Origin of the sequence: Streptomyces coelicoflavus (genome assembly GCF_003112555.1) — a bacterium.
Lineage (GTDB): Bacteria > Actinomycetota > Actinomycetes > Streptomycetales > Streptomycetaceae > Streptomyces > Streptomyces coelicoflavus.
The window spans coordinates 677,061-690,263 of record NZ_BEWB01000002.1 but is presented as its reverse complement, the minus strand read 5'-3'; the positions used below and the strand labels follow the sequence as shown (position 1 = coordinate 690,263).

Annotated in this window: 14 protein-coding genes; 9 read left to right on the top strand and 5 right to left on the bottom strand. The window is 70.9% G+C overall.

Going from position 1 to position 13,203, the window contains the following annotated elements:
* Window positions 1–40: 40 nt before the first annotated feature.
* Entirely contained in the window at window positions 41–1,342 is a 1,302-nt protein-coding gene (locus tag Sco07f_RS03135) for a pyroglutamyl-peptidase I (RefSeq protein WP_174855300.1), read from the top strand.
* On the opposite strand, the gene Sco07f_RS03130 is transcribed toward Sco07f_RS03135, so the two are convergent.
* The 3 genes from Sco07f_RS03130 to Sco07f_RS03120 form a co-directional block, all read right to left on the bottom strand.
* Window positions 1,314–2,138: an EI24 domain-containing protein gene (locus tag Sco07f_RS03130; RefSeq protein ID WP_007449147.1), complete on the bottom strand. Its 825-nt coding sequence runs from the start codon at window positions 2,136–2,138 to the stop codon at window positions 1,314–1,316. The two genes, Sco07f_RS03135 and Sco07f_RS03130, sit on opposite strands and share 29 nt — an antisense overlap.
* Before the next feature lie 57 nt (window positions 2,139–2,195).
* Window positions 2,196–2,615 (bottom strand): organic hydroperoxide resistance protein, encoded by a 420-nt coding sequence (locus Sco07f_RS03125; RefSeq protein ID WP_108986863.1) that lies wholly within the window; start codon window positions 2,613–2,615, stop codon window positions 2,196–2,198.
* 125 nt (window positions 2,616–2,740) lie between these two features.
* The gene (locus Sco07f_RS03120; RefSeq protein ID WP_007449149.1) at window positions 2,741–3,763 is read right to left on the bottom strand and encodes an NADP-dependent oxidoreductase; all 1,023 of its coding nucleotides are present in this window, start codon (window positions 3,761–3,763) and stop codon (window positions 2,741–2,743) included.
* A 113-nt stretch (window positions 3,764–3,876) separates the two neighbouring features.
* Between Sco07f_RS03120 and Sco07f_RS03115 the strand changes: the two genes are divergently transcribed.
* Window positions 3,877–4,332 carry a MarR family winged helix-turn-helix transcriptional regulator gene (locus tag Sco07f_RS03115; protein ID WP_054100720.1) on the top strand — a complete coding sequence of 152 codons (456 nt, stop codon included), beginning with the start codon at window positions 3,877–3,879 and terminating at the stop codon, window positions 4,330–4,332.
* 67 nt (window positions 4,333–4,399) lie between these two features.
* Here Sco07f_RS03115 and Sco07f_RS03110 read toward each other — a convergent pair whose 3' ends face one another.
* Window positions 4,400–4,594: a hypothetical protein gene (locus Sco07f_RS03110; protein WP_108986862.1), complete on the bottom strand. Its 195-nt coding sequence runs from the start codon at window positions 4,592–4,594 to the stop codon at window positions 4,400–4,402.
* Window positions 4,595–4,663: 69 nt separating this feature from the next.
* On the opposite strand from Sco07f_RS03110, the gene Sco07f_RS40465 reads away from it, so the two are divergent.
* Window positions 4,664–4,816, top strand: a complete 153-nt coding sequence (locus Sco07f_RS40465; protein WP_244941976.1) for a hypothetical protein — start codon at window positions 4,664–4,666, stop codon at window positions 4,814–4,816.
* A gap of 1 nt (window position 4,817) precedes the next feature.
* On the opposite strand, the gene Sco07f_RS03100 is transcribed toward Sco07f_RS40465, so the two are convergent.
* Complete coding sequence (locus Sco07f_RS03100) at window positions 4,818–5,576, bottom strand: SCO2400 family protein (protein ID WP_167467972.1); 759 nt, start codon at window positions 5,574–5,576, stop codon at window positions 4,818–4,820.
* 214 nt (window positions 5,577–5,790) lie between these two features.
* On the opposite strand from Sco07f_RS03100, the gene Sco07f_RS03090 reads away from it, so the two are divergent.
* The 6 genes from Sco07f_RS03090 to mmsB all read left to right on the top strand — a co-directional run bounded on the left by Sco07f_RS03090 (window position 5,791) and on the right by mmsB (window position 13,167).
* Window positions 5,791–6,957: a mandelate racemase/muconate lactonizing enzyme family protein gene (locus Sco07f_RS03090; protein ID WP_108986859.1), complete on the top strand. Its 1,167-nt coding sequence runs from the start codon at window positions 5,791–5,793 to the stop codon at window positions 6,955–6,957.
* The gene (locus Sco07f_RS03085) at window positions 6,954–7,970 is read left to right on the top strand and encodes a zinc-dependent alcohol dehydrogenase (protein ID WP_108986858.1); all 1,017 of its coding nucleotides are present in this window, start codon (window positions 6,954–6,956) and stop codon (window positions 7,968–7,970) included. The genes Sco07f_RS03090 and Sco07f_RS03085 overlap by 4 nt, the downstream gene beginning before the upstream one ends.
* Window positions 7,971–8,139: 169 nt before the next feature.
* Window positions 8,140–9,111 (top strand): hypothetical protein, encoded by a 972-nt coding sequence (locus tag Sco07f_RS03080; RefSeq protein WP_007449253.1) that lies wholly within the window; start codon window positions 8,140–8,142, stop codon window positions 9,109–9,111.
* 95 nt (window positions 9,112–9,206) lie between these two features.
* Window positions 9,207–10,316 carry a multiple monosaccharide ABC transporter substrate-binding protein gene (gene chvE, locus Sco07f_RS03075; RefSeq protein WP_108986857.1) on the top strand — a complete coding sequence of 370 codons (1,110 nt, stop codon included), beginning with the start codon at window positions 9,207–9,209 and terminating at the stop codon, window positions 10,314–10,316.
* Window positions 10,317–10,348: 32 nt separating this feature from the next.
* Window positions 10,349–11,926, top strand: a complete 1,578-nt coding sequence (gene mmsA, locus Sco07f_RS03070) for a multiple monosaccharide ABC transporter ATP-binding protein (protein WP_007449257.1) — start codon at window positions 10,349–10,351, stop codon at window positions 11,924–11,926.
* A complete protein-coding gene (gene mmsB / locus Sco07f_RS03065; RefSeq protein WP_007449260.1) occupies window positions 11,923–13,167 on the top strand; it encodes a multiple monosaccharide ABC transporter permease in 1,245 nt (414 codons plus the stop codon). The genes mmsA and mmsB overlap by 4 nt, the downstream gene beginning before the upstream one ends.
* Window positions 13,168–13,203: the final 36 nt, after the last annotated feature.

The window sequence follows — 13,203 nt, the reverse complement described above, 5'->3', positions numbered from 1 at the left end:
CGCAGCGCACCCCCACGGCGACGGAAGGACCTGGACTCCCTTGAGACCCATACGTGTTCGGATCGGCGTACTCGGACTGGCCCTGGTGGCGGGGCTCGCCACCCCACTCGCCGCCCCCACGACGGCGGCGGCGACACCCCCGGCGGGCACCGCCCCCGCGCCGACCGTCGAGGAGCGGCGGCTCGACGGGGAGGTGCCCGGGGAGATCCTGCGGCGCTCCGGCTTCGCCGCGGTGGCACCGGCGTTCGCCCGGAAGCTCGGGCGGGCGGACACCTACGGCGAGGCGCGTGCCGTGGTGGCGCGCGAGGGCGCGGCGCTGTGGCGGCGGGCGGTGGACCGGGTGCAGGGGCGCGGGCCGGCCCGCGGGGACCTCAGCCGCGACGACGACCGGCCGCTGTACTGGGCGCGGCTCGCGATGACGCGGGAACTGCGCACCTGGGAGCCCGGGTTCGGGCTGGGCGAGCGGCAGCGGGCCGCGCTGCTGGCCGAGCTGGAGCGCACCTCCCGCGGGCAGAGCGACCTCCGCCTGCCGCGCGACGGGCACGGGAAGGGCGGCGGCAAGGGCGTGAAGCGGGTGCTGCTCACCGGTTTCGACCCGTTCACCCTGGACCGGGACATCCGGATCTCCAACCCGTCCGGCGCCGTCGCGCTCGCCCTGGACGGCACGGTGATCGACACCCCGGACGGTCCCGCGCGGGTGGAGACGGCCGTGTTCCCGGTGCGCTGGGAGGACTTCGCGCAGGGCGTGGTGGAGCGGGCGCTGCGGCCGTATCTGCCGCGGGTGGATCTGTTCACCACGGTGAGCCAGGGCCGGGTCGGACGCTTCGACGTGGAGCGGACCAACGGGGCCTGGCGGGGCGGCTTCCCGGACAACGAGAACGTCTCCCGCACGGAGACGGTCCCGGTGGCCGATCCCGCCTCGCAGCCGCAGTGGACGACGACCACGCTGCCGTACGCGGCGATCACGGCCGCGGACACGGGCCGTTTCCCGGTGTACGACAACACGCGGGTGACGGAGATCCCGGCGGGCGGCACCGAAGCGGTCGTGCGGCCGGACGGGCCCACGCCCGGTTCGACGGCCCGGGAGGGCGGCGGCGGGAATTACCTCTCCAACGAGATCGCCTACCGCGCGACGCTGCTGCGGGACCGGCTCGGGCTGCACGGCACGCTGCCGGGCGGGCACGTGCACACGCCGGTGCTCCAGTTCGGGACGGGGAACACCGATCCGGCGACGGGGGCGGTCACCGACCCGGAGTTCGTGCGCAACCGGCTGGACATCGTGGCGCAGACGCGGGCGATCGTGGCCGTGGCGGTCAGTGCCCCGGGGCCGGACCGGGGCTGACGGCCGGGTCGGGAGTGTCGCCGCCGGACGGGTCGCCGGCGCCGTCTCGGGTCTCCTCGCCCAGCAGTTCGCGGGCGAGGAGCGTGGCGCCGGCGACCGCGCCCGGCATCAGGAACACCGCGACGAACGGCACCAGGAAGGACACGCCCAGCGGGGTGCCGAAGCCCCAGACCAGCATCCTGCGCGAGCGCAGCAGGGCGAGGCGCTCGCGCAGTTCGACGCCGCGGCGCTGGAGGGCGACGGCGGCCAGCTCCTCGGTGAGGAAGAAGCCGGTGACGAAGAAGCCGACCACCGGGACCACCGTCTGGCCGACGACCGGGATGAAGCCGAGCGCGAAGAGCAGCACGCCCCAGACGGCGGCCCGGACCAGGATCCGCAGGCTGTCACGGCCGGAGATCCACAGCTCGCGCCAGAGCGGCAGGGAGGACACTGGAGCCGTGCCGTCCGGGGAGACGTCGCGGTCGACGCGCTCGGAGAGGGCCTCGTAGAAGGGCTGGCCGACCAGCAGGGTGACCGCGGTGAAGGTGAGGACGGCCAGGAGCAGGGCGAGGGCGAACAGCACGGCGGTGAGGAAGCCGCGGAAGAGCCCGAGCCAGGGGCTCGACCAGTCGTCGGCGAAGGGGGTCACCCAGCCGACGAAGTCCTCGCCCCTCAGCGCGAGCGCGATCAGTACGCCCACGTACAGGACCAGGGTGATCAGGCCCGGGACGAGTCCGAAGCCGTAGCTCCGGCCGTGCCGGGCCACCCAGCGCTGGCCCTTCATCAGGTGGCCGAATCCCGCCCCAAGATCACGCATGGGCGGCACTCTACCGGTCGGCGCGCCGGACCGTTTCCGGTCCCGGCACGGCCCCGGTCAGACGAGCGTCACCGTGATGTTGCCGCGGGTCGCCTTCGAGTACGGGCAGACCTGGTGGGCCTTCTCCACCAGCGACCGCGCGGTGGCGGCGTCGACCGTCGGGATCTCGGCGGAGATCTCGACGATGATGCCGAAGCCGTCGTCGTTCTTGCCGATCCCGACCTTCGCGGTGACGGTCGAACCGGAGATGTCGGCGCCCTCCTGACGGGCCACGACGCCGAGCGCGCCCTGGAAGCAGGCGCTGTACCCGGCGGCGAACAGCTGCTCCGGGTTGGTGCCGGCGCCGTTGCCGCCCATCTCCTTGGGCGGGTTCACGACGACGTCGAGCTTGCCGTCGTCGGTGGCGACCCGGCCGTCGCGGCCGTTCTCGGCGGTGGCGACGGCGGTGTAGAGGACTTCGGACTGCTGGATGGGCATAACGGGTGTCTTCCTCCTCGGTCCGCCGTGACTCGCGCCCACGATCACGACGGATTTCGGAAAGACACTACCGCATGCCGGAAATCCGGGGAAGTCCACTCCCGCCCCCGCCGGCGACGTCGTCGTCAGAGCTTGACGATCATCTTTCCGGTGTTGTCGCCGCGCAGGACCCCGAGGAACGCCTCCAGGTTGTTCTCGATGCCCTCGACGACCGTCTCGCGGTACTTCAGCTCGCCGGAGCGGACCCAGGGGCCGACCTCCTCGACGAACTGCGGCTGGAGGTCGTAGTGGTCGCCGACCAGGAAGCCCTCGATGCGGCCGCGGGTCTGGATGAGCCGGGCGAGGTTCTTCGGGCCGGGCGCGGGCTCGGTGTTGTTGTAGACGGAGATCGCGCCGCAGATGGCGATGCGGCCGTTCAGGTTGAGGGAGCCGATGGCGGCCTCCAGGTGGTCGCCGCCGACGTTGTCGAAGTAGACGTCGACGCCGTCCGGGGCGGCGGCGCGCAGCTGCTCGCTCACCGGGCCGTTCTTGTAGTTGAAGGCGGCGTCGAAGCCGTACTCGTCGAGGAGCAGCTTGACCTTCTCGTCCGAGCCGGCCGAGCCGATGACCCGCGAGGCGCCCTTGAGCCTGGCGATCTGCCCCACCTGGCTGCCGACGGCACCCGCGGCGCCCGACACGAAGACGGAGTCGCCCTCCTTGAAGGACGCCGTGCGCAGCAGACCGGCGTAGGCGGTGAGCCCCGTCATGCCGAGCACGCCGAGGTACGTCGACAGCGGCGCCGCGTCCGGGTCCACCTTGACGGCGTTCTTCGCGTCCAGGGCGGCGTACTCGCGCCAGCCGAAGAAGTGCAGGACGTGGTCGCCGGCGGCGAAGCCCTCGGCGTTGGAGGCGACGACCTCGCCGACCGCGCCGCCCTGCATGACCTTGCCCAGCTCGTAGGGGGCGGCGTAGGACTTGGCGGCGCTCATCCGGCCGCGCATGTACGGGTCGACGGAGACGTACAGGTTGCGCACCAGCACCTGCCCGTCGCCCGGGGTGGGGACCTCCGCCTCGACGAGCGCGAAGTCCTCGGGCTTGGGCCAGCCGACCGGGCGGGTGACCAGGTGCCATTCGCGGTTGACGGCGGGGAGGGCGGGGGAGTCGGTCATGGGGCACCTTTCCTGGGGCGTGCTCGGAGTTCCTGCCGAGAATGTTTCATGTTCTGAAACAACCATGCGGCTGAACATTTCAGGTTGTCAAACAAATGGGTACCCTGGATTCCATGGCCACACCACGCGACACCCCCCGCCGACCCGACGCTCTCACCCTCGAAGTCGTCGAGCTGATCGGCGAGGTCGTGGCCCGGTTCCACGCGGACTACGAGGAGGCGGCGGCGGAGCGTGCCCTGACCGGGGCGCAGGCCAAGCTGCTCAGCCTGCTGTCCCTGGAGCCGCTGCCGATGCGGAAGCTGGCCCACAAGCTGAAGTGCGAGCCGTCGAACGTCACGGGGATCGTGGACCGGCTGGAGGCGCGGGGGCTGGTGGAGCGGCGCCCCGACCCCGGCGACCGGCGGGTGAAGGTCGCGGCGGCGACGGAGGAGGGGCGCCGGGTGGCGCGGGGGCTGCGGGAGTCGCTGCGATTCGCCCGGGAGCCGCTGGCGGGGCTCTCGGAGGGGGAGCGGGTGGCCCTGCGGGACGCGCTGCGGCTGATGGTCGGGGAGAGCCCGCCGGAGGGCTGACCTCACGGCACGGCGGACCCGTATGGCAACCCGTGGAGGTGCCCCGCCCGCGGCGGCTCCGCGACGGTCAGGGCAGCGGCCTGTGGTTGACCCAGACCGCCTTGTACGGGTGGCGGCCCTGCCACCGCCTGATCAGTGCGACCGCCCCGGGCATGGTGAGGACCGCGTTCAGGGCCTCGACTCCCCGTTCGACGATCCGACCGGCCTGAACCCCGAAGCCCTGGCGGTCGAGGGCCGTGTTGCGATCCTGCCGCCCGGCCACCGCCTCGCCTCACGCACCGAGGTCACTCTCTCCGACCTCGCCCGGGAGCCCCCCCCCCGCTGGAAAGGCGTGGGCTGGACCGGAGCGCCCGAGGCCCGGCATGGGCCCGGGGTCGCCGAAGCCCCCCGCAGCGGACTCGTCCTCGCCCGGATGCGGGACGACCGCCGCCGTCTCGTGGCTTCCTTCGTCACCGCCGCCATGGACGCCGCGGCGGCAACGTGACCTACGTGCACCACCACAGGAAGCGGTCGCAGGTTTCCGTCGGGGTCGGGTCCGGGGAGTCCGGCGGGGTGGGGGACGCCGTCGGAGGCGGGTCGTCGTTCGGCTCCGTGGACGACGGGTCCAGGTCCGAGGGCGGCCGGGTGGCGGTCGGGACCGGTGCGCGGGAAGCGCCGGGCGCGCCGGACTCGCTCGCCGTCCCGGACTCCTCCGCCTCCGGGGACTCCGAGGGGGACGCCGACACCGTTGTCGACGCCGATGCCGACGTGGACGGCGAGCCCTGGGCCGGGGTCGTGCGCGAGGTGTCGTCGGCCGGGATCACCGACGCCTCCCCCACCTCGCGGGTGGCCCCGCCGTCCGTCGTCTCGCCGCCCGCCGCGGCCGGCTTCCGGGGGGAGTGCGGGGCGTCCATGCCGAGTTCGGCGAGGCTCAGTCCCCCGGCGGCCAGGACGAAGCCCGCGGTGACGAGCAGGGTCCGGCGGCGGCGCCTGCGGTGTGCGGCGGCCTTGCGGTCGCGGCGGCTGGAGCGGGCGCCGGACGGCGTGGCGTCGCCGGGGTCCTCGTCGTAGCCCTCGTCGGGGCCGTTCACCGCGCCTTCCCGGGGCCCTTCGTCGGCCGTCACCGCTTCACCGGCGGACCTCGGGGCTTCCTCACCCCCCGTCAGGTGGGCGCCGGAGGCGTGGAGTTCCTGGGCGGGCGTGCCGCACCCCGGGCAGGCGAGGGCGCCGTTGAGGTGCCGTCGGCACGGGTGGCAGTAGTCCATGACGCGGGAAGGTTAAGTTCCGGGACGGGCGCGTTCCTAGAGGCCACTGTGAATGTTGTGTGGGGAAGCACGCGACCTCGTTTCTTCCCCCGATCCGAAACTGCCGAAACCGTTATGTGTCCGACCCATTGACACCCCGCGCACCCCGTCCTTACTGTCACGCCAGCATTTCGAACGAGTGACGAAATATCGAACACAGCGAAGGGCAGCCGCCGTGCGCATCACCGGAATCAGCACACACGTGGTCGGGACGCCGTGGCGCAACCTGACCTACGTCCAGGTGCACACCGACGAGGGCCTCACCGGAGTCGGCGAGACCCGGATGCTGGGGCACACCGACGCTCTCCTCGGCTACCTGAAGGAGGCCGAGGCCAACCACATTCTCGGTTCCGACCCGTTCGCTGTCGAGGATCTGGTCCGCCGCATGAAGTACGGCGACTACGGCCGCGCGGGCGAGATCGTGATGTCCGGCATCGCGGTCGTCGAGATGGCGTGCTGGGACATCAAGGGCAAGGCGCTCGGTGTCCCGGTGTGGCAGCTGCTGGGCGGGAAGGTCACCGACAAGGTCAAGGCCTACGCCAACGGGTGGTACACCACCGAGCGGACCCCGGAGGCGTACCACAAGGCCGCGCAGGGGGTCATGGAGCGCGGGTACCGGGCGCTGAAGATCGACCCGTTCGGCACCGGGCACTTCGAACTGGACCAGGAGCAGACGAACTACGCGGTGTCGCTGATCGAGGCCGTGCGGGACGCCATCGGTCCCGACGCCGAGCTGATGCTGGAGATGCACGGCCGGTTCTCGCCCTCCACCGCCGTCCGGCTCGCGCGCGAACTGGCGCCGTTCAGGCCGGCCTGGCTGGAGGAGCCGGTCCCGCCGGAGAACCTCAAGGCACTGAGGAAGGTCGCCGACAAGGTCGACATCCCGGTCGCCACGGGGGAGCGCATCCACGACCGGATCGAGTTCCGCGAGCTGTTCGAGGACCAGTCGGTGGACGTCATCCAGCCCGACGTCGGCCACATCGGCGGCATCTGGGAGACCCGGAAGCTGGCCGCGACCGCCGAGACCCACTACACCCTGGTCGCCCCGCACAACGTCGGCGGGCCCGTGCTCACCGCCGCGAGCCTCCAGGTCGGGTTCACCTCCCCGAACTTCAAGATCCTGGAGCACTTCAACGACTTCGCGGACGCGGAGATCAAGCAGGTCGTCAAGGGCGCCCCCCGGGTGGACCCGGAGGACGGGTGCTTCCACCTCTCCGACGCACCCGGTCTCGGCGTCGAGCTGGACACCGACGCGGCGGCCGAGTTCCCGCAGCAGCAGGCGCGGTTCGACCTGTGGGCCGAGGGCTGGGAGAAGCGCTCCCCCAAGGAGGCCGGGGCATGAGCGGCGCGGTCCTCGTCGAGGCGCCAGGGGTGCACCGGCTCGTGCCGCACGAGCCGCGCGAACCGGGGCCCGGCGAGGCGCTGGTGCGGGTGCACGCCGCCGGGATCTGCGGCAGCGACCGCGAGGTCTACCAGGGCAACCGGCCCGAGGGGTACGTGCGTTACCCGCTCACCCCCGGACACGAGTGGTCCGGGACGGTGGAGCGGGTCAGCACCGGGGCACCCGCGTCGCTCGTCGGCCGGAAGGTCGTGGGCGAGGGCTTCCGCAACTGCCAGGTGTGCGACCGCTGCCACGCGGGCGAGACGACGCTGTGCACGGCCGGCTACGAGGAGACCGGGTTCACCCGGCCGGGTGCCATGGCGCCGACGCTGACCCTGCCCGCCCGGCTGCTGCACACCCTGCCCGACGACGCCGATCTCACCGCGGCCGCCCTGCTGGAGCCCGCGGCCTGCATCGCCGCCGCCGCGCTGAAGGCGAACGCCCGGCCCGGCGAGCGGGTCGCCGTCGTCGGCACGGGCACGCTCGGCATGTTCGCCGTGCAGTTCCTGCGCGCCGCCTCCCCCGCCGAGCTGCTGGTCGTCGGCACGCGCGGGGACCGGGAGGCGCTGTCGCGGCAGTTCGGCGCGACCGACTTCCGGACCAAGGACCGGCCGCTCCCGGACGACTTCGACGTCGTGATCGAGACCGCCGGGTCCGCGGACGCCGCCCGCACCGCCGCCGCGCTGCTGCGCAGGGGCGGCCGGCTGGTGCTGACCGGCATCCCGGCCCCGGGCGCCGACGGCCTCGACCCGACCGACCTGGTCGTACGGCAGCTGGAGGTGCACAGCGTCTTCGGGGCGCCGCCGGACGCCTGGGCGCACACGGTGCGGGTCTTCGCCGCCGGTCTGCTCGATCCGCGGCCGCTGGTGACGCACGAGCTGCCGCTCGCGGAGTTCTCCCGGGCCATCGAGCTGGTGGGATCCGGCGACCCGAAGGTCGGAAAGGTGCTGCTGCACCCCGACGCCCTCCCCTGAACCGTACGCCGGTGCGGGGGCGACCTGACGGCCTCCGCACCGGCGTACCCCCACCGGACGGACGACTCGCACCCGGGCGACCGGCGCGGACGGACGCGGCCGGCACCCGCGGCCCCGCACGCCCGCCGCCGCGAACTTCGTCCGACATACCGAACACTAAGGACAGCTTGTGACCGACCCTTCCGCCCCGGCCGCCGCACGCAGGCCCGGTGAGCAGGCCCTCGCCGCCCTCGGCCTGGCCGCGCCCGACCCCGACCCCGCCGACGCTTCGCCGCACTCGTTCCCGGGCGGCGGCCGCTGGCGCACCGAGATCCCGTCCTGCGAGGGGCCGGAGGCGCTGGGGGTGGTGCTCAAGGAGTCCTCGCGCCTCGACGTGCCGATCCACCGGATCAGCCAGGGCAGCGGCGTGTGGATGCTGACCGACGCCGAGATCACCGAGATGGTCGAGGCCACCGCCGAACGCGACATCGAACTCTGCCTGTTCACCGGTCCGCGCGGCACCTGGGACATCGGCGGCTCCACCCGGACCGACTCGGGCGGCGCGGGCCTGCGGGCGCGCGGGCACGCCGCGGTCGCCGGCTGCGTCGAAGACGCCGTGCGCGCGGCCGAGTTGGGCGTCAAGTGCCTGCTCGTCGCCGACGAGGGCGTGCTGTGGACGCTGCACCGGGCTCGCACCTCCGGCCTCCTGCCCGCCGACACCACGCTGAAGCTCTCGGCCCTCGTCGGACCGGTCAACCCGGCCTCGTACGCGGTCTACGAGCGGCTCGGCGCCGACTCCATCAACGTGCCCAGCGACCTGACACCGGATCACCTGACCGAAATACGGCGGGTTTCGGCCGCGCCGATGGACATGTACATCGAGGCTCCCGACGACCTCGGCGGCTATGTGCGCATGTACGAGGTCGCCGAACTCATCCGGCGCGGCGCACCCCTGTATCTGAAGTTCGGCCTCTCAAAGGCACCCGGGATCTATCCGTACGGGCACCACCTGCGGGAACTGACGCTGGCCACCGCCAAGGAGCGGGTGCGGCGCGGCCGGCTCGCCCTCGACCTGCTCGCCCGGCACCGCGCGGACGGGGAGATGGCACCGCTCGGCACCCGGCTTCCGGGGGCGCTCAACCGGTTCGAGATCTCGTCATAACGTTCCGGAAAATCCCTTCACAAAAGACGACACGACCGCGCACAATCCCACACACCTGCGTCGCCGACACAGCCCTCACCTCAAGGATGATGACCATGCGCAACCGCAGAGCCGCACTCGCCGCGATAGCCTCCGCCGCCTCGCTCGCCCTCACCCTGACCGCCTGCGGCCAGAACAGCGAGGGCGGCAGCGAGGAGGACAAGGGGGGCAGCGACGGCGCCACCGTCGGCATCGCGATGCCGACCAAGTCCTCCGAGCGCTGGATCACCGACGGCGCGAACGTCGAGAAGGAGCTGAAGGCGAAGGGGTTCGAGACCAAACTCGTCTACGGCGAGGACGACCCGGACCAGCAGGTCTCGCAGATCGAGAACATGATCACGCAGGGTGTGGACGCGCTGATCGTGGCCGCGATCGACAACAAGTCCCTCGGCAACGTCATGCAGCAGGCCAAGGACGCCGACATCCCGGTCATCTCCTACGACCGGCTGATCCTCGGCACCGAAAACGTCGACTACTACGCCTCGTTCGACAACGAGAAGGTCGGCGAGCTTCAGGGCGGCTACATCGTCGACAAGCTCGGGCTGAAGGCGGGCAAGAAGGGCCCCTTCAACATCGAGCTGTTCGCCGGCTCCAACGACGACAACAACACCCGGTACTTCTTCAACGGCGCGATGAAGGTCCTGAAGCCCTACATGGACAAGGGCCAGCTGGTCGTCCGCTCCAAGCAGACCGACCTCAACCAGGTCACCACCCTGCGCTGGGACGGCGGCACCGCCCAGAAGCGCATGGACGACCTGCTCACCTCCAGCTACCGCAGCGCCCGGGTCGACGCGGTGCTCTCGCCGTACGACGGCATCTCCATCGGCATCCTGTCCGCCCTGAAGTCGGACGGCTACGGCTCCGGCAGCAAGCCGATGCCCGTCGTCACCGGCCAGGACGCCGAGATCGCCTCGGTGAAGTCGATCAAGGCGGGCCAGCAGACCCAGACCGTCTTCAAGGACCTGCGCGAACTGGCCAAGGTCGCCGCGAACATGGTCGACGCGGTCCTGGACGACAAGAAGCCCGAGGTCAACGACACCAAGTCGTACGACAACGGCGCCAAGGTCGTCCCCGCCTACCTGCTCCAGCCGGTCAGCGTCGACAAGAGCAACTGGGAGAAGGTCCTCGTCGACGGCGGCTACTACTCCGCGGACCAGCTCAACTAACCGGGCCCCACCAAGGATTGGAAGGCACGACCATGGCGGGACCCGTCCTGGAAATGCGCTCGATCGTCAAGACCTTTCCCGGTGTCAAAGCGCTGTCGGACGTCACGCTGACCGTCCGCCAGGGCGAGGTCCACGCCATCTGCGGGGAGAACGGCGCCGGCAAGTCGACCCTGATGAAGGTGCTCTCCGGAGTCCACCCGCACGGCAGTTACGAGGGGGACGTCCTCTTCGAGGGCGAGACCTGCCGGTTCAGGGACATCCGGGCGAGCGAACAGCACGGCATCGTGATCATCCACCAGGAGCTGGCGCTGGTGCCGTACCTCTCCATCGCGGAGAACATCTTCCTCGGCAACGAGCACGCCAAGCGTGGACTGATCAACTGGAACGACACCCTCAAGCACGCCACCGAACTGCTGCGCCGGGTCGGTCTCGACGAGCACCCCGAGACCCGCGTCGCCGACATCGGCGTGGGCAAGCAGCAGCTGGTGGAGATCGCCAAGGCGCTCTCGAAGAAGGTGAAGCTGCTCATCCTCGACGAGCCGACGGCGGCGCTGAACGACGAGGACAGCGGCAAACTCCTCGACCTGATCCTTCAGTTGAAGGAACAGGGCATGACCTCGATCATCATCTCGCACAAGCTGAACGAGATCCGCCGGGTCGCCGACTCGGTCACCATCATCCGCGACGGGCGCTCCATCGAGACGCTCGACGTGAAGGCGGCGGAGACGACCGAGGACCGGATCATCAGCGGCATGGTCGGCCGCGACCTGGAGAACCGCTTCCCGGACCGGACCCCGCACCAGCCCGAGGAGGGCACGGCCCCGGCCCTGGAGATCCGCAACTGGACCGTGCACCACCCCATCGACCAGCAGCGCAAGGTCGTCGACGACGTCTCGATCGAGGTGCGGCGCGGCGAGATCGTCGGCATCGCCGGGCTCATGGGCGCGGGCCGCACCGAGCTGGCGATGAGCGTCTTCGGCCGCACCTACGGCCGGCACGCGGGCGGCACGGTCCTCAGGGACGGCAGGGAAATCCGTACGAAGACCGTCCCGGAGGCGGTCAAGCACGGGATCGCCTACGTCACCGAGGACCGCAAGCACTACGGCCTCAACCTCATCGACACCATCAACCGGAACATCTCGCTGACCGCGCTGGGCAAGGTCTCCAAGCGGGGCGTGGTCGACGAGCACGGTGAGCAGCAGGTCGCCGAGGACTACCGCAAGTCGATGAACATCAAGGCGCCGACCGTCTTCGAGCCGGTCGGCAAGCTGTCCGGCGGCAATCAGCAGAAGGTCGTCCTCAGCAAGTGGATCTTCGCGGGTCCCGAGGTGCTGATCCTGGACGAGCCCACGCGCGGCATCGACGTGGGCGCCAAGTACGAGATCTACACGGTCATCGACCGCCTGGCGGCCGAGGGCAAGGCGGTCGTGTTCATCTCCTCCGAACTGCCGGAGCTGCTCGGCATGTGCGACCGCATCTACACGATGGCCGCGGGACGGCTGACGGGTGAGTTCTCGCGGGCCGAGGCCTCGCAGGAGGCGCTGATGCGGCAGATGACGAAGGACAAGCAGGACCAGAAGACCCTGAAGGGCGAAGAGGTAAGCCGATGAGTACGGACCTGACCGCCAAGACTCCCGCACCGGCGCCGCCCGGCAGCAAGGGACCGGCCTCCGGCGGCGGCCTGCTGCAGCTGATGCTCGACGGCATGCGCCGCAACATGCGCCAGTACGGCATGCTGATGGCCCTCGGCCTGATCGTGGTGCTGTTCGCCGTGTGGTCCGACGGCGACCTGCTGCTGCCGCGCAACGTCTCCAACCTGGTGCTGCAGAACAGCTACATCCTGATCCTCGCGATCGGCATGATGCTCGTCATCATCGCGGGCCACATCGACCTGTCGGTGGGCTCACTGACCGCGTTCGTCGGCGCGACGGCGGCCGTCCTGATGGTCAGGAACGACCTGCCCTGGCCGGTGGCGGTGATCCTGTGCCTGGCCATCGGCGCCGCAGCCGGCTCCGTGCAGGGGTTCTTCATCGCCTATCTCGGCATACCGTCGTTCATCGTGACCCTCGCGGGCATGCTGCTCTTCCGCGGTCTGACGGAGATCTTCCTCAAGGGCCAGACCCTGGGCCCGTTCCCGAAGGACCTTCAGAAGATCGCCAACGGCTTCCTGCCCGAGGTGGGACCGAACACCAACTACCACAACCTCACCCTGCTGCTGGGCTTCGCCCTGATCGCCTTCGTGGTGTACCAGGAGGTCCGCGACCGCAAGCGGCAGCAGGAGTTCTCCCTCGACGTGCCGCCGGCCAAGCTGTTCCTGCTCAAGCTGGTCGCGCTGGTCGCCGCGATCCTCGTGGTCACGCTGCTGCTGGCCAGCTACAAGGGCGCGCCGATCGTGCTGCTCATCCTGGGCGTGCTGGTGGTCGGCTTCGGCTACCTGATGCGCAACGCGATCATCGGCCGCCACATCTACGCCATCGGCGGCAACCTGCCCGCGGCCAAGCTGTCGGGCGTGAAGGACAAGAAGGTCACCTTCCTGGTCTTCCTGAACATGGGCATGCTCGCCGCGCTGGCGGGGCTGGTCTTCGCCGCCCGCTTCAACGCGGCCTCGCCGAAGGCGGGCCTCAACTTCGAACTGGAGGCCATCGCCGCCTCGTTCATCGGCGGCGCGTCGATGAGCGGCGGCGTCGGCACGGTCCTCGGCGCGATCATCGGCGGCCTGGTCCTCGGCGTGCTGAACAACGGCATGAACCTCGTCGGCATCGGCACCGACTGGCAGCAGGTCATCAAGGGCGCGGTGCTGCTGGCGGCGGTCGGGTTCGACGTGTGGAACAAGCGCAGGGTCGGTTCGTAACGGATCTCGGGCCCCGCCACTCACGGCGGGGCCCGC